Genomic DNA, 15723 nt, shown 5'->3' on the forward strand with positions numbered 1-15723 from the left:
TTATTGCCGCAAACGTAACGAGTTCAATACCACAATTAATGAGCTAGCCGACATACCAATGGCGGCCATCCAAGGCGCTATCAAGCCACTAGCCGCTAAGCCCACTGCAATCACGTTATAGCCTATCGTCCACGCAAAATTTTGCTTAATAATAGTCAACATACGCCGTGCTGTTTGTATCGCAAATGGCAATTGCTGCAAATTCTCAGACAGTAATACCATATCTGCACTCGCCTGCGCCAATTGCGACCCGCTTCCCATAGCCAGTGAGACCGCTGCTCCCGCTAAGACAGGGGCATCGTTCACACCGTCACCAATCATCGCCACTATCTTTTGCTGGCGTTGTAAGTTATTCACATAGGCTAATTTATCATTGGGTAGCTGAGCACCCAAGGCTTGGCGAATACCTAATTGTTGTGCCACATGAGCCACGACCGATGGCGCATCACCACTTAATAAGGCCACCTCAATCCCTTGCTTTTGCAACGCTTCTACGACCGCTTTAGCTTCTGGACGTACTTGATCGGCTAGAGCAATTTGTGCTAGCCACCGTTCTGCTGTTCCCAAATAAACCAAGGATGCACCGGCGTGTTGCGGCTTATCCGGCAAGGCCTGTTGCGTCAACTCACTCACAAATGCAGCCGTACCAATACGATATTCTTGGCCTTGGTAGAATCCTTTCACTCCGCGCCCTGACTCAGAACTTAGCTTACTAAAAACGACAGGTGTATCACTTAATTTTGTTATCGCTTTGGCGATTGGATGCTCCGAAGCTTGTTCCAATCCGGCTGATAAAGCTTGTAGCTCAAGCTTATCCAACGCTGCCAACGGCTCAAACGCCACAATAGCCAATTCCCCTTCGGTAAGCGTTCCCGTTTTATCAAAAATCAAATAATCAATCTTGGCTAATGTTTCTAACGCATGACCACGCGTGGTGAGCACACCTTTTGAAGTTAATAGTCCCGTCGCTGCGGTTAAGGCCGCCGGTGTGGCCAAAGAAAATGCACAAGGGCAGGTAATCACCAAAACCGACAGCGCAATCCAAAACGCATTCGATGGCTCATGCTGATACCACCAAAAAAATACAGCAGCGGCAGTCAATAAAATAATCGGTACAAAGCGCAAGGAGACACGTTCCGCCAAACGCGCCAAATCTGGTTTTTCGGATTGGGCACGTTCTAATAAGCGCATAATCGATGCCAGCACAGTTTGTTCGCCGACCTTTTCGACACGCATGGTTAGCGGGCTTTCAATATTGACCGTGCCACCCACTAAGTTATCGCCTACGGCTTTATGGCAGGGCAAGCTTTCACCACTCAGCAACGATTCATTGGTACTACTGATACCCTCCATCACTACACCATCGGCGGGTACGATTTCACCCGGGCGAATCAGCACAAGGTCATGGATTGCTAATTGACTCACAGGAATCACTTCTTGTTGACCATCACGAATCCGCGTGGCGCTGGCGGGCACAAGGCGTACTAATTCTTCCGCAACCTGCCCTGCCTTGTGGCGCGCTGCCATTTCCAAATAGCGCCCTGTTAGGAGAAAAAAAGTAAACATCGTGACTGAATCAAAATAAACTTCGCCGCCACCAAAGAGTGTGGCCCAAATACTGGCACTAAACGCAATGGCAATACCAATAGAAACAGGTACATCCATCCCAAAACGTCCACGTTTCAAGTCACGCCAAGCGGAAATAAAAAATACGCGTGCTGAATAAAAGACGACAGGCAGCGTCATCACGAGGCTAATCCAGCGCAAAAAACTGCGCATCTGCGGATCCATATCGGAGACAGCACCGATATACATAGCCACGGCTACCATCATGACCTGCATCATGCCTAAACCTGCTACTGCAATACGGCGCAATGCGGCTGATTTTTCTTGTTTTTGTAGCGATTCCAAACGCCTTGGATCGAAGGGATGAGCATAGTAGCCAATCGCTTGAATCGCTTGCAGGACTTCACTTAAGCGTAAACGGCTATTATCCCATTTCAGGGTCGCTCGATGATTCGAGTAGTTGATGCGAAAATCCAACACCCCATCCAATTGACGCACATGATGTTCGTTCAGCCAGACACAAGCGGCGCAGGTAATGCCCTCTAAAATTAGGGATGCCTCACGAATTTGGCTTTGATCGCTGACTTTGACAAAAGAGCGTTGCAGTTCATCAGCATCATACAACTGGGTATTGCGTAATTGTTCAGGAATGAGGTCTTCGGGGCGATCCGATTTTTCAGTGCGAAATTTATAAAAATCGCTGAGGCCATTGTCGATAATCGCTTGTGCCACAGCTTGGCAACCGTTACAGCACATCGAGCGCTCAGCACCTTCAATAGTAACGGTATAATGGACACCCGACGGAATGGGAGTACTGCAATGAAAGCAGTCAGCGCTAGGGTCAGACATAGTTTACTGCGGATCGGCGACTACAATATCACCTTTCACTTCATGCACTTCCTCACCACGCTTAATCGTTAACACGACCGACCATGCCCCCGGGACAGGCAAGCGAATATCTGCACCATAGCTGCCAGCCTGCAATTCGGACAAAGTCAATTTCTGATCTAAACGCTGGTCAGACGGGCGTAAGAATTGTGCATCGACTCTAGCCCCTGTCACAGGAGTACCTTGTTTATCCTGCACCTCAATCGCAAAGGGCGCACTTTTATCAGCAATAGGTTGCTCTGCCCAGCCCTTACTCACTGCCCAACCACGCTGCTTTTGTTCCTGCACTTGTGCCACATAATGGTTAAATTGCTGGTATTTTTGGTGGAAATTGTGCGCCACTGGCCCAGTAAAGCTAGAGGAAATGGCTTGACCACTTTGGGGCTGAGGCAAAAAACGCTCCATAAACTCCGCACTCGCGCCTTTACTGGCTAGGGTAATGATTAAACCATCAACCATTGCCAACAGCAGGAAAAACCCCACAATAGTCGCAGGCGCCCAATGAAACCATGACTTAGGCGTGGCGGCTGTACCCTCTCGCTCTGCACTTAATTCCATCACCCGTCGCGCATCACGACTATTAATAATCGCTAGGCCATACGCAGTCATGACAAAAAATGCAAAGTGAATAGCAAACACATCCATACCCGGCCAATCCGCAAGGACTAGGGGCAAATAGATAATCTGAACGATTAAAATAGTGACTAAGGCAGAAAGCTTACTATTCCACTTGAGGGCTTTGAAAAATAGAAAAAACAAAGCGATCGATGCCGCAACACCAATCGCTAAGGTTAGAAATAGGTTATAGCTATTCATTTAGGGTATGACGAATCTCGATGGGATTTGCACAGGTTCAGTCACTTTACCACTCAATGGCTCTAGCCTAAAGTGAAACTCACGGTTTTTTGCGATACCTGCCACCGGCTCAGGCTGAACGACTTTTACCAATAAGCGTACACTGGAATCAGGCGCTAGCTTAATATTATTCGGATCCAAGGCTCCCAAATGTAATTGAGCACTGGGCAACGCCTCCAAACTCAATTTATAAGTCGCTGGTTCTTGTGCCTTATTATTGATTTTTACTTCATAGCTATTTTGAATACTACCATCGGAGAGTAGGACGAATAAGGGGCTGCGTACTTGTTGTGCCGACGCCTCCAATTCTTTGGTAGTCGAAATACTCCACACTAAAGCAAAAGCCCCTAATAGTGTTGCCACGCCATAGCCAACCGTGCGCAACTTTAAGATTTTGGTCTTTTTACCTTCTAGGGCATTTTCCGAGGTATAACGCACCAAGCCACGCGGCCATTGGTATTTATCCATAATGCTATCGCAAGCATCGATACATAAAGCGCAGTGAATGCACGCAATTTGCAAGCCATTTCGAATATCAATACCCATCGGACACACTTGCACGCATAAACCACAATCGACACAGTCCCCGTGTCCCTGCGCTAAACGCGTGGCATGATCTTTCAATTCTTTGATAGGCGTAGCACGTCCAGCTTTACCCTCACCCCGCTTGGTATCGTAAGAAACGATCGCCGTATCTTGATCAAACATAACACTTTGGAAACGGGAATAAGGGCAAATATGCATACAGACATATTCACGCATCCAACCGGCCGCCAAATAAGTAGTAGCCGTTAAGATGATGATGGTGCCATAGGCAGCAGCAGGCGCAGCGCCAGTAAACACACTTTTAGTTAAGGCAAAGGCATCGCCCCAATACAAAACGAAGGTGAGGGAAGTCCAAAACGCCATAAAGATCCAGAGCGCATGAGTACCACCCACTTTAAGAATTTTTTCACCGTTCCATGGCTGTTTTTCTAAACGCAGCCGAGCCACACGATCGCCTTGAATCCATTGTTCAATAAAACGAAACGCATCGGTCCACAAGGTTTGAAAGCAGAAATAACCGCAGAACACGCGCCCTAATAAAGTCGTTACAAAGAACAGCAATACCGCCGCCAAAAATAATAAAGCGGTGAGCCAGAAAACATCCTGAGCGTGCATGACTAGGTCAAAAATATAATAGCGACGATTCGGAATATCGAACATCACCGCTTGAGTAGGACCTATCGGGCGATCCCAACGCACCCAAGGCAGGATAAAATAAACCGCATAAGCTAGTAGCAAAATGCCCGTTTTGAGATTACGGAAGCGTCCTTTGATGGAGCGTGGTTGCACCATATGCTTGGGTTGAATGACTTGCACATTACTCATAAATCAACTCTTGAACGTCAGGAACAGTAAGTGGCGGCCATCATACTGCAACTTGAAGCATTTGCCTTGTGATTGCTCAAGTTGCAGTAGTTTTTGAGGCTTAAAGATCAATAATTTATTAAGCAGATAGTGGCAAACTAAGCATGAATGCCACTTAGAGCGCTGAAAAACCCCATTTAACCAAACTCCACATGCCCCAAATCATCAGCATTAAGAGCAGCACTAAACTGAAAATCACTGCCCCAATCATCAAGGAACTGCGCCGCTTCACGCCGACTGGGTTTAATACATAACTACGCATTAAATTCACATTACGCAGGTTTGCCTTAAAGACAATGTCAAATAAATCCCCGACTACAGGAATCGTGCCAATCACACTTTCCAAAATAATATTAAAGCCCATACGCATCAGAACAGGTAAGGGAACCCCCATCTTTAGCGCATGAAACAAGATATAAGCGGAACTAGCGCCGGTTGCTAAATCTCCTACCCCCGGAATCAGGCCGACAATACCATCCAAACCAAACTTCCACTTCGTTCCCGGAATAGTGATCGAGCTATCCAATAACACAGCGAGTTGATCCAATTTTTTCATTTGCTCAGCTTGGCTTGCCATGCGCGCTCCTTACTCCATAATCACAAACTTTTGTTATATGTTAGTTCAGCTTCAGTTTTCAAGATCACCTGCTTTCTAACAGATTGCGGTTTGAACATGATCACTATGATTAATCAAAAAGCAATCAACCCACATAACCTGATGAATATTTAATAATTTTATGAAAAAATAAGTGTTGTGAATTAGAGAGCTATTCACCCACACTTTGTGTCGATTGATAAACAGTGGCTACACTTAGCTTGCTCAATATTATTGAGTCTTGCTAACGAAATTTTTTTAATTCATGAACCGTTTATCATGTTTTCGTTACAAAGTGTGGTCTGAGTACAGGCTCAGTCACTTCAATGCCTGAACCTTGCAAGCTGAAAGGCTTTCACTGATCGCTCATCGGCTCACCAAAGGGATTAGGACAATATTAAAAAGTCAGAAGGGTCACGTTGATGTTAAAAAAACTTAGTGCTGAATTTATCGGCACATTCTGGTTAGTATTAGGTGGTTGTGGTAGTGCTGTATTAGCGGCAGCATTTCCCGATGTTGGTATCGGCTTAGTCGGTGTGTCTTTCGCATTCGGCTTAACCGTCTTAACCATGGCTTATACGATTGGTCATATTTCAGGTTGCCACCTGAATCCAGCCGTTTCTATCGGTCTATGGGCTGGTGGACGCTTCCCAGTAAGCCAATTAGGGCCTTATATTGTGGCACAAGTTTTAGGTGCTATCGTAGCAGGGGGTGTCTTGTATCTGATCGCGAGCGGCAAACCAGATTTTGCTCTCGGTGGTTTCGCTTCAAATGGTTTCGGTGACTTATCACCAGGCAAATACAGCATGATGGCTGCTTTAATTACTGAAGTTGTAATGACAGCGATGTTCTTATTTGTGATTATGGGTGCCACAGATAGCCGCGCGCCAGCAGGTTTTGCTCCTATCGCAATTGGCTTATGCTTAACCTTAATCCACTTAGTCAGCATCCCAGTCACTAATACTTCCGTCAATCCAGCACGTAGTACAGGCGTTGCTTTATTCGCGGGTACTCAGTACATCGGCCAATTATGGATGTTCTGGGTAGCGCCTATCGTCGGTGCAATGATTGGTGCTTATGCCTATCGTTTCGTAGGTAGTCAAGACAATAACGCTGCTTGATTGTTAAGTCGCTTACCGAGGCTTGAAATCTCGGTAAGCGACTGTCTAAGTTTCCTTCTTGTTTTTCAATGTCAACCTCGTCATCGCCTCCTTTAGTTGTTTAGGCTTATATCCTGCCCTAGCTGCTACTCTCAAACGCCATTTAGACCAGAACAATACACGCCTCTGGTTCAGTCGCATTACTGGCGGCTATTTTTATTGGTTTTGGCGCTGCGTTGCTTGGCGAGCACACGCCGTTAACTAGCCTATAAGTCATCCAATTTTCACTAAACTATGTTTTGCTTCTGCTGATAGCTTATGCACCAAAATATAGCGTATTTTTATACCTAATTTTGTTAAGCTAGTCCCAAGCAATTATAACAACCATCAAGCCACCTTAGAGGAGAGGAGCCCTTATGGATAGCTCAATACAAACCGTATTAACCACGATCAACGACACCTTAGCCTTGAATAACCAACACAGCGCCGAAAACGCAGCTTGGCTAGAAAATGCTATGCATCCCTTTTTCTTTAGTTTCAATCAAGATGAAGCCCCAGCCCTTGCAGTATTGGCTGAGGGCATGAATCGTTTAGAGCGCCTACCTTATATTCGCTTGACGGATACCCCCGAACGTTTATTTCTAGCGCAAACCTCAATCCCCAACTCTATCTACAACACCCTAAGCAGCATTCCACGCCGCGATAATCTGATGTATTCCGAGATGAATACCTCTTCACAACCCATGCCGCGCCGTGCTCAAGCCTTAGAAGTCATGCGTTTTGATTACTCCTTAAAGTCAGATGCCGAGATTGCTCGCGCTATCGCGAATCAAGAAGGTGACTCGTTACCCCAGGACATTTTGCTCGCCGTACAAGCCGAAGCTAAAGCACTTTATCCCGAGATGGACGCCCAGCACGTCGAAGATACGTTGAAAACCTTATGGGTAAACAATGTGCGTTACGTCAGCGTATCCCACCCTGAACGTTTAGCACGTGTCATTAATCTTTATCACCAAACACAAAATAATGGTGGTATTTATCTGGATATTCAGCCGCTAGAAAAAAGAAGTGGCCCAGAAACCGCCCGCATTTTATTTGGTGTCAGCAACCCGCCACAGCGTGATTTTCTATTACAAATTTTCGAGGTCTTTAAACGCCTCAATATTGGCGTAAAACGCTTGTATACAGTCACGATAAGCAATGGTGTTTTCCCCACCTTTTTAGCTACTTTATATGTTAATCCCCGCGATGGTGTGTTATTAGAAAAAAATTCTGCGCGCTTTCAACAACTACAAAATGAGCTCTATAACACCCAAATTTTATCCTCCGACTCAGGGACTTTTTCTGCCTTAGTCGAAACGGGTTTAATGAGCGGCATGGATGCCAATTTGGTGAAGGCTATGATTACTTTCACCTATACTAATTTGGCGCATAGCCAACCGGAACATTATGACCCCGAAGAAGTGCAGCGTGCTTTCCATCACCACCCAGCAGTGAGCCAACAATTAGTCAACTTATTCTATGCACGCTTTAATCCCGATTTAAGTGCCGAGCAGCGTAATGAGCAATATGAAGCTTTATTAAAACAAGTGCGTGAGACCGTAAGAAACTTTAATACTGGCCGACGCTTGCTAGATGAAACACGCCGCACGATTTTTAATTGTGCCATTAGTTTTATTACCAATTGTTTAAAAAGCAATTTCTTTGTCGTTGATAAATTAGCATTAGCCTTCCGCTTAAATCCTGCTTACTTGGAAGAATTAGATAAAAGCTTTACAGATGATCTCCCCAAAGATCGTCCTTTCCGGATAACGTTCTTTTCTGGTCGTAGTGGTGCAGCTTATCATATTGGTTTTTCGGATATTGCACGCGGTGGTTGGCGTACACTAATGACCCAAGGGCATGACGATTATGTCAATAATGCCAATACTATTTTTAAAGAAAATTATGTATTAGCGCATACGCAACACTTAAAGAATAAAGATATTTATGAAGGTGGATCTAAAATGGTGGCCATTTTAAATACGCGCACCGACACACCTCCCGCAACTGTTTTACAATATTTATATCGCCTACAATTTAGTTTTATTCATGCCTTTTTAGATTTATATGTCACAGATGCTAGTGGCAAAGCTAAAGACCCACGCATTATCGATTATTATGGGGAAGAAGAACCGATTGAATTAGGCCCTGATGAAAATATGCACGATGTGATGATTGAGATCATCGCCCAGCAAGCCGTCAAACGCGGTTACGTGTTAGGCTCTGGCATTATGTCGAGTAAACAAGTGGGCATTAATCACAAAGAATATGGCGTGACCTCCATTGGTGTCATTCGTTTTGCTGAAGTTACTATGAAAGAAACTTTGGGCATTGATATGCACAAAGACGCCTTTAGTGTGAAATTAACGGGCGGCCCTAACGGTGATGTGGCGGGCAATAGTATGCGCTTAATGCTAGAGCGTTGCCCCCAAGTCCAAATTCGCATGATTGTCGATGGCACAGGCGCTGTCTTTGATCCTGAAGGTTTAGATCACACCGCTTTAGCAAAAATTGTCTTAAAAGCTGACTTAGATGCGTTTGATGTAAATGCTTTGCATGTAGGTGGCTTTATGATTTATCGCAGCCAGAAACGTACAGAAGGGATGCGCGAATTATTCCGTAAAGTACATCAAACGAATGAAGGTTTAAAAGAAACATGGATTTCAACGGATGAATTTTACAAAACCTTTAATAGCCTAGCGTTTACGGTTAGCGCTGACTTATTTATTCCAGCCGGCGGTCGCCCAGAAACGATTGCCTCCCATAATGTCGATCAATTCTTTGATGGTCATGGAAATCCTTCCGCCAAGCTTATTATCGAGGGCGCAAATTCTTTTATTACGCCCGATGCGCGCTTAAGCTTACAAAATCGCGGTGTGATTATTATGCGTGATGCGTCGGCCAATAAATGTGGTGTTATTTCCTCTTCCTATGAAATTCTTGCGAATTTAATGATGAGTGATAGCGAATTTCTGGCGCATAAAGATCGCTATGTGAGTGATGTCATTCAAATCTTGAATCGTATGGCAGAACAAGAAGCACGCCTGATTATTAAACGTCATAAGGAAGCCGGTGGTTCTATTCCTTATACCGATTTTAGTAATCGTATTAGCCGTGAAATTAATGAGCATTACGCAAAAATGTTTGCCTATTTCCAAGCCAATCCTGAGAAAGTGCAACAACCAGCCTACAAAAACGCTATTTTGCAACATATGGCCGCTTTCATTCGCGAGGATGCTGAATTTAGTCAACGCATTGATCGTTTGCCAGAAAAAATTAAATATGCCGTACTGGCTAGCAAATTAGCAGCAGCCTTAGTTTACGATGGCGATAGTAATACCATTTATGGCGATATTATTGAAAACCAAGTCAAACGGGTACATGCCGATTAGGGCAAAATATTTGAATCGCACGCTCGCGACGTTTGGGTCGGAAATAGTGCGTATTCGCGTAAAATAAATCATTTTGCTCAGACCACCATTCCGGTACACCGAGTACCGGAAATGGATTGAGAACTTGAGGCGAATATAACCGCCCTGCACGTACAACTTCCGCTAACCAATAATCAAGTTGGAAACGCTGCATTTCAAAACTTTGGTCAAAAAAGGCCTCTTCCACTTGTACCAGCACCGCATGAGTCGTTAAACCCACATAAGGGGTCAGAAACTTCTCTAGCAAGGCATGACCCACTACAAAGCAAGCACAGGTCTCATACCAAGCTTGCCGTTCATATTGGAATAACTTTTGCCAGTTAAAATCGATGATGTTTTGTAACACCATGCGTTGACTGCTGACGATAATCACGCCGCTTTCATCAAAAATGGTTAAAGCATCACGTTGTGGCGTACGAGCTTTATCGGGTAGTTGTTTTATATCCGCCACATGCCTTTCATTAATGGCTAATTTTAGACGCGGATAACGCTGCCAAATAAGCGCATTAAAAAAGTCATGCCAGTTGGCACGAGTTGAGACTAAACCATGGTCAAAGATACGTTGCTCGTAGTAAAGTTCGCGATAAGGCAAGGATGCATCCTGCGGCGTAAATTGAATCAATTTTTGATTGGCATTGGTTAAATGTGCAGGTAAACCAGCATTCAAAGTGGCACATTGAGGCCATGTTGCGGTGCTGGATAAGCTAGTAAGCAAGGGCAAGAGTTGAGCAAAACTTGGATGATGTTGATAAAAAGTTGGATTCCAAGAATCTGACATAAGTTCTCCGTGTGGTATGCTAGAGACACAGCAAAAACTGCGTATTGACAGCAAACCAGTGGCAGCACTGAGAATTGACATCATTTACAAGAAACACTATATAGAACCTCGGTTTACGTGTATCATTAAAACAACAGGTTTTGCTTTTAGAGCCATTAAATAAGTTCACTTATTCTCATAGCAGAGGATTTTTACATGAAATTGCAACAACTCGCATTGGCTGCTGTCTTAGCTGCCTTCTCTTATACTGCAGTAGCAGAAGATGGTTTTGTAGGCGCTGGCAGTGGCGGCCCATTATTATCTACGAATGGTGGCTGCGTAAAATCCCAGAACATGGGTAAAGAATTCCCAGAATGTATGGGTGAAAAGAAAGCAGAACCAGAAGCACCAGCTCCAAAACCAGTGGCCGAAAAGCCAAAGCAAAAAGTGGTTGTGATTCGTGACTGTGCAAGATGTAATGCTCAGAAACAGGCTAAAAGACCGGCTGCTAAAGCACGTGTTATGAAAAAACAAGGTAAAAGACCACCTAAGTTAAGAGCTAAAAAACGTTAATCTTTTCTAGCTTAGACATAAAAAAAGCCAGCTTAATGAGCTGGCTTTTTTATGGCATCTGGTTAGGAAAGTGTCTTCACATAGTCACGTAAATAAGTACTAAACTCTTTGCCCACTTTGGGGTGACGAATACCATATTCGACATTCGCGGCCATATAACCCAATTTGCTACCACAATCGTGACTTTTACCAGTCAAGTGAAATGCATTGACTTGGTATTCACGCATTAATAAACCAATCGTATCGGTTAACTGTATTTCATCGCCTGCACCGAGTGGTGTACGCTTCAGCCAATCCCAAATATGAGGTGATAACACATAACGTCCCACCACAGCAAAATTAGAAGGTGCTTCGTGAGGTTCTGGTTTTTCTACAATAGCGGTCATTGGCACAGATGCACCGGCGGCTAGCTGCTGCCCATTAATATCGACAATGCCATACGAGGACACCATCACCTTAGGCACTGGTTCCACTAAAATTTGGCTAATCCCTGTGTCATCGTACAAATTCAGCATGGCTGCTAAATTATCTTTGCGCAGATTGCATGCTGCATCATCAATTAAAACATCAGGTAATAAAACAGCCACGGGTGCATGACCAACGACAGGGTGTGCGCACATAATAGCATGGCCTAAGCCCTTCGCTTCGCCTTGGCGTACATGCATAATAGTGACATTTTTGGGGCAAATCGAACGCACTTCTTCCAGTAATTGACGCTTTACGCGTTTTTCCAACATGGTTTCCAATTCAAAACTGGTATCAAAGTGGTTCTCAATCGAGTTTTTACTATTATGAGTCACCAGCACAATTTCATTAATACCCGCCTCAATACATTCAGTAACGATGTATTGAATTAAGGGTTTATCCACCACCGGCAGCATTTCTTTAGGAATAGCTTTGGTGGCAGGCAACATTCGCGTTCCCAAACCGGCTACTGGAATAACCGCTTTGCGGACTTTGTGCTTGGAAGGCTCGAGCATAGTCAGTTTTTACCCTTGCTGGATCATTTGTAAGATTTTATACACTATTAGTGTCGTAACGACCGCTTTTCTTGTTCAACGGCATAAAGCTACCGTATCCGCTTGGCACAAATCTAACAAGGCTTCAGGGCTCAACTCAATTTCCAATCCGCGTCGCCCTGCGCTGATATAAATGGTGTCAAACAACAAGGCTGACTCATCCAAAGCGGTGGGCAATAAACGTTTCTGCCCCAAAGGACTAATGCCACCTACCACATATCCCGTACTGCGCTCAGCTTGTTTAGGATCAGCCAAATCAGCTTTCTTAGCACCCAAAGCACGGGCTATGGCTTTTACATCCAATTGATGGGTGACAGGTACAATGCCAACGGCTAAACGCTTAGGGTCATCGTTTAGCGTAACAACCAAAGTTTTAAAGACGCGTGCTGCCTCCAACTGAAGTGCATCAACAGCTTCTAAACCATAAGCGTGGTTATTGGGATCATGTTCGTATTCATGCACTTGAAAGGGAAAACCCGATTTGCGTATAGCCAGAATCGCAGGTGTCATAAAGGCAGTTGATTTATAAAGAGGATGGATTATGCCTGTTTTTGGAAGGATCAACTATAATCTCTTATAAACTGCCCCAAAAAAACCTAGTAAAAGAAACTTTTACTAGGCAACGACTTAGGGTCGATATGTAGAGAGAAATTCTATTCTATCGCAAAATTTGTCAATTAGGGTTTACACTTTTTAAATTTTATAGAAAAAATAAAACCCCTAGAAGCACTCACTCTACACGCGATAAATCAAACAAAGCACCATATTGACTCATCGCATAACGGTCGGTCATGCCAGCAATATAATCAGCAATAGCTCTTGATTGCCCAGCCTCGCCTTCTAGTGCAACGAGTTGCTGTACAGCCTGCTGGTGTTTGGGCGGTAACAAACGCACATCCTGCATAAAAGCATTAAATAAAGACTCAATAATGCGTTGGGCGCGCCATGTCATACGGTAAACTGTAGGGTGAAAATAGAGATTTTCGCGCAAAAAACGTTTTAGCTCATTCTTTTGCTCACGCAGCGCATTACTATAGCGCATCAGTGGTTTGGTTTGTTGGCGCACATCGTCTTGACTTATCACCCCTGAAGCTTGAATCGCTGACAGACTCGTCTCAATCAGATCTACCACCATCTGAGCAATCAGGCGGCGCAATATCTCATGAATTAAGCGTCGTCCTGCTACCGTTGGATATTGCTGGCGCACAAGCTCATAAGTTTTAGCAAATAAAGGGACTTGCTCTAATTGTTCTAGGCTGATTAATCCCGAGCGTAGGCCATCATCAATATCATGATTATTGTAAGCAATTTCATCCGCAATATTAGTTAATTGGGCTTCTAAAGAGGGCTGGGTCTTAGCTAAAAATCGTTCACCCACATCACCCAAGTGTTGAGCATCTTGGGTAGAACAGTGCTTCAAAATACCTTCACGGGTTTCAAACGTCAGGTTTAAACCCGGAAACTCAGCATACGCATCTTCTAACAAGTCGACTACACGCAAGGATTGTAGATTGTGTTCAAAACCACCATAAGGCTTCATACAGTGATTTAATGCATCTTGTCCCGCATGGCCGAACGGCGTATGCCCCAAATCATGCGCCAACGCGATGGCTTCGGTTAAATCCTCATTTAGCCCCATGCTACGTGCTACAGTGCGCGCAATTTGTGCAACCTCTAGCGAATGCGTTAAACGTGTACGGTATAAATCGCCTTCATGATTAACGAAGACTTGGGTTTTGTACTCTAAGCGGCGAAAAGCTTTGGAATGAATAATCCGATCACGATCACGCTGGAATTCACTGCGATATAAAGGCACTGATTCCGCATAACGCCGTCCCCGTGAATGACTGGGGTGTGCCGCATAACTAGCACTCATGGACGATTTAACACCTGATGTAAAGCACTCGCGTCAAAATCTGCTGTAACGATTCCCTGACCGAGTGCTTTCATGAGTATCAGGCGCAACGAGCCATCTAAGACTTTTTTATCGACCGCCATATAGCGTTTAAAATCATCCCCACTCAGTTGGCTGGGTGGGGTGGTAGGGAGTTTGGCACGCTCAAATAACTGCCGCATGAAGGCAACATCTTGCTTTCCTAACCAACCCATGCGTTGTGACAACTCAGCCGCCATCAGCGTGCCAACCGCCACTGCCTCACCATGCAGCCACTCACCGTAGCCCATCCCTGCTTCGATGGCATGACCAAAGGTATGTCCTAAATTTAATAATGCACGTTCGCCTGTTTCACGCTCATCGGCGGCAACCACTGCCGCTTTATGTTCACAAGAACGATGAATCGCATAAGTTAGCGCCTCCGCATCACGTGCCAACAATTTTTCCATATGTTGATCCAGCCATTCTAAAAAGACTAGATCACGAATCAAACCGTATTTAATAACCTCGGCAATCCCTGCACTTAACTCACGATCCGCTAAGGTATTCAAGGTATTGGTATCAATTAACACCGCATTGGGCTGATGGAAAGCCCCAATCATATTCTTACCCAACGGATGATTAACCCCCGTCTTACCACCCACCGAAGAATCAACCATCGCCAATAAAGTGCTGGGGACTTGGATAAAATCCACCCCACGTTGATAGCTAGCAGCCGCAAAGCCAGTCATATCACCGATAACACCCCCCCCTAATGCAATGAGCGTGGTTTTACGATCAGCGCGCTGCTCCAATAAGTGGGTATAAATTGTGTTCACAGTCTCTAAGGTTTTATAAGCCTCGCCGTCGGGCAAAATACTAGCGGAGTGTTTTTTATCGGCTATTGCCTGTTCTACAGCAGCTAGGTAAAGCGGCGCAATAGTCGTATTGGTAATCGTGACACAACTTTTGCCATGAATATGGGGTGCTAATAAATGCTTCGCCTGAGCCAGCAAGCCTTGTCCAATATAAATAGGATAACTCCGATCCCCTAACTCAACTTGCAGCGTTTGCATGATGCGTCCCTGTTGATTGATTCAGCTGTTGACTGACTAAGTGCACAATATGTGACACGCGTTGCTTGCTGGTTGGCATGACAATATCAGCCACTTCCATATAGTAAGGCTCACGCGCCTGTAATAATTGTCTTAAGGTATGGAGTGGATTTTCGGTTTGCATCAGGGGCCGATTTTTGTCATTGCGGATACGGCTATAAAGTTGTTCAGCGCTGGCTTTCAGATAGATAACACGCCCAGCAGCTTTCAGTGCTTTACGATTCGTTTCGCGCAAAATGCTACCCCCCCCCGTGGCTAACACAATGCCACGCATTTGACATAATTCGTGGATAATTTGCTCTTCACGTTCGCGAAAGCCCGCTTCGCCTTCGATTTCAAAAATTGTGGGAATAGAAACACCAGTACGATCCTCAATAACTTTATCAGAATCGTAAAAATCCATATGGTAACGTTTGGCTAATTGTCGGCCTAGGGTCGATTTTCCTGCCCCCATGAGGCCCACTAGGATAATATTCTCTTTCATGGGAGTTTTATGCCA

At 44.8% G+C, this 15723-nt stretch carries 13 protein-coding genes; 3 read left to right on the forward strand and 10 right to left on the reverse strand.

Going from position 1 to position 15723, the window contains the following annotated elements:
- The 4 genes from A3IE_RS0108940 to A3IE_RS0108955 all read right to left on the reverse strand — a co-directional run bounded on the left by A3IE_RS0108940 (nucleotide 1) and on the right by A3IE_RS0108955 (nucleotide 5296).
- Complete coding sequence (locus A3IE_RS0108940; protein WP_020395274.1) at nucleotides 1-2415, reverse strand: heavy metal translocating P-type ATPase; 2415 nt, start codon at nucleotides 2413-2415, stop codon at nucleotides 1-3.
- A gap of 3 nt (nucleotides 2416-2418) precedes the next feature.
- Nucleotides 2419-3270 carry a FixH family protein gene (locus tag A3IE_RS0108945; RefSeq protein ID WP_020395275.1) on the reverse strand — a complete coding sequence of 284 codons (852 nt, stop codon included), beginning with the start codon at nucleotides 3268-3270 and terminating at the stop codon, nucleotides 2419-2421.
- The gene (gene ccoG / locus A3IE_RS0108950) at nucleotides 3271-4680 is read right to left on the reverse strand and encodes a cytochrome c oxidase accessory protein CcoG (protein WP_020395276.1); all 1410 of its coding nucleotides are present in this window, start codon (nucleotides 4678-4680) and stop codon (nucleotides 3271-3273) included. It lies immediately after the preceding gene.
- A gap of 154 nt (nucleotides 4681-4834) precedes the next feature.
- Nucleotides 4835-5296 (reverse strand): DUF4112 domain-containing protein, encoded by a 462-nt coding sequence (locus tag A3IE_RS0108955; RefSeq protein WP_020395277.1) that lies wholly within the window; start codon nucleotides 5294-5296, stop codon nucleotides 4835-4837.
- A gap of 440 nt (nucleotides 5297-5736) precedes the next feature.
- On the opposite strand from A3IE_RS0108955, the gene aqpZ reads away from it, so the two are divergent.
- Together aqpZ and A3IE_RS0108970 are read left to right on the forward strand one after the other, a co-directional pair.
- Nucleotides 5737-6435, forward strand: coding sequence for an aquaporin Z (aqpZ, locus tag A3IE_RS0108960; RefSeq protein WP_020395278.1), 699 nt, complete (start codon nucleotides 5737-5739; stop codon nucleotides 6433-6435).
- A gap of 395 nt (nucleotides 6436-6830) precedes the next feature.
- Nucleotides 6831-9848 carry an NAD-glutamate dehydrogenase domain-containing protein gene (locus A3IE_RS0108970; RefSeq protein WP_020395280.1) on the forward strand — a complete coding sequence of 1006 codons (3018 nt, stop codon included), beginning with the start codon at nucleotides 6831-6833 and terminating at the stop codon, nucleotides 9846-9848.
- Here A3IE_RS0108970 and A3IE_RS0108975 read toward each other — a convergent pair.
- Nucleotides 9826-10665, reverse strand: a complete 840-nt coding sequence (locus A3IE_RS0108975; RefSeq protein WP_020395281.1) for a DUF3025 domain-containing protein — start codon at nucleotides 10663-10665, stop codon at nucleotides 9826-9828. The genes A3IE_RS0108970 and A3IE_RS0108975 overlap by 23 nt on opposite strands.
- A gap of 195 nt (nucleotides 10666-10860) precedes the next feature.
- On the opposite strand from A3IE_RS0108975, the gene A3IE_RS0108980 reads away from it, so the two are divergent.
- Nucleotides 10861-11217, forward strand: a complete 357-nt coding sequence (locus A3IE_RS0108980; protein WP_020395282.1) for a hypothetical protein — start codon at nucleotides 10861-10863, stop codon at nucleotides 11215-11217.
- A gap of 62 nt (nucleotides 11218-11279) precedes the next feature.
- Here the strand turns inward: A3IE_RS0108980 and galU are convergent, their stop codons facing one another.
- The 5 genes from galU to aroK form a co-directional block, all read right to left on the reverse strand.
- On the reverse strand, nucleotides 11280-12197 hold the full coding sequence (galU, locus tag A3IE_RS0108985) for a UTP--glucose-1-phosphate uridylyltransferase GalU (RefSeq protein ID WP_020395283.1): 918 nt from the start codon (nucleotides 12195-12197) through the stop codon (nucleotides 11280-11282).
- Nucleotides 12198-12272: 75 nt separating this feature from the next.
- Nucleotides 12273-12746, reverse strand: a complete 474-nt coding sequence (gene ybaK / locus A3IE_RS0108990; protein ID WP_020395284.1) for a Cys-tRNA(Pro) deacylase — start codon at nucleotides 12744-12746, stop codon at nucleotides 12273-12275.
- A 220-nt stretch (nucleotides 12747-12966) separates the two neighbouring features.
- Entirely contained in the window at nucleotides 12967-14112 is a 1146-nt protein-coding gene (locus A3IE_RS0108995) for a deoxyguanosinetriphosphate triphosphohydrolase (RefSeq protein WP_020395285.1), read from the reverse strand.
- Nucleotides 14109-15185, reverse strand: a complete 1077-nt coding sequence (aroB, locus tag A3IE_RS0109000; protein ID WP_020395286.1) for a 3-dehydroquinate synthase — start codon at nucleotides 15183-15185, stop codon at nucleotides 14109-14111. The genes A3IE_RS0108995 and aroB overlap by 4 nt, the downstream gene beginning before the upstream one ends.
- A complete protein-coding gene (gene aroK / locus A3IE_RS0109005; RefSeq protein ID WP_020395287.1) occupies nucleotides 15166-15708 on the reverse strand; it encodes a shikimate kinase AroK in 543 nt (180 codons plus the stop codon). The genes aroB and aroK overlap by 20 nt, the downstream gene beginning before the upstream one ends.
- Nucleotides 15709-15723: the final 15 nt, after the last annotated feature.

The sequence above is a fragment of the Thiolinea disciformis DSM 14473 genome (assembly GCF_000371925.1).
Taxonomy (GTDB): Bacteria; Pseudomonadota; Gammaproteobacteria; order Thiotrichales; family Thiotrichaceae; genus Thiolinea; species Thiolinea disciformis.

Coding starts and splice junctions, on each gene's coding strand:
- A3IE_RS0108995 (WP_020395285.1), bottom strand. CDS start 14,112: ATGAGTGCTAGTTATGCGGCACACCCCAGTCATTCACGGGGACGGCGT.
- aroK (WP_020395287.1), bottom strand. CDS start 15,708: ATGAAAGAGAATATTATCCTAGTGGGCCTCATGGGGGCAGGAAAATCG.
- aqpZ (WP_020395278.1), top strand. CDS start 5,737: ATGTTAAAAAAACTTAGTGCTGAATTTATCGGCACATTCTGGTTAGTA.
- ybaK (WP_020395284.1), bottom strand. CDS start 12,746: ATGACACCTGCGATTCTGGCTATACGCAAATCGGGTTTTCCCTTTCAA.
- galU (WP_020395283.1), bottom strand. CDS start 12,197: ATGCTCGAGCCTTCCAAGCACAAAGTCCGCAAAGCGGTTATTCCAGTA.
- ccoG (WP_020395276.1), bottom strand. CDS start 4,680: ATGAGTAATGTGCAAGTCATTCAACCCAAGCATATGGTGCAACCACGC.
- A3IE_RS0108955 (WP_020395277.1), bottom strand. CDS start 5,296: ATGGCAAGCCAAGCTGAGCAAATGAAAAAATTGGATCAACTCGCTGTG.
- A3IE_RS0108980 (WP_020395282.1), top strand. CDS start 10,861: ATGAAATTGCAACAACTCGCATTGGCTGCTGTCTTAGCTGCCTTCTCT.
- A3IE_RS0108945 (WP_020395275.1), bottom strand. CDS start 3,270: ATGAATAGCTATAACCTATTTCTAACCTTAGCGATTGGTGTTGCGGCA.
- A3IE_RS0108940 (WP_020395274.1), bottom strand. CDS start 2,415: ATGTCTGACCCTAGCGCTGACTGCTTTCATTGCAGTACTCCCATTCCG.
- A3IE_RS0108975 (WP_020395281.1), bottom strand. CDS start 10,665: ATGTCAGATTCTTGGAATCCAACTTTTTATCAACATCATCCAAGTTTT.
- A3IE_RS0108970 (WP_020395280.1), top strand. CDS start 6,831: ATGGATAGCTCAATACAAACCGTATTAACCACGATCAACGACACCTTA.
- aroB (WP_020395286.1), bottom strand. CDS start 15,185: ATGCAAACGCTGCAAGTTGAGTTAGGGGATCGGAGTTATCCTATTTAT.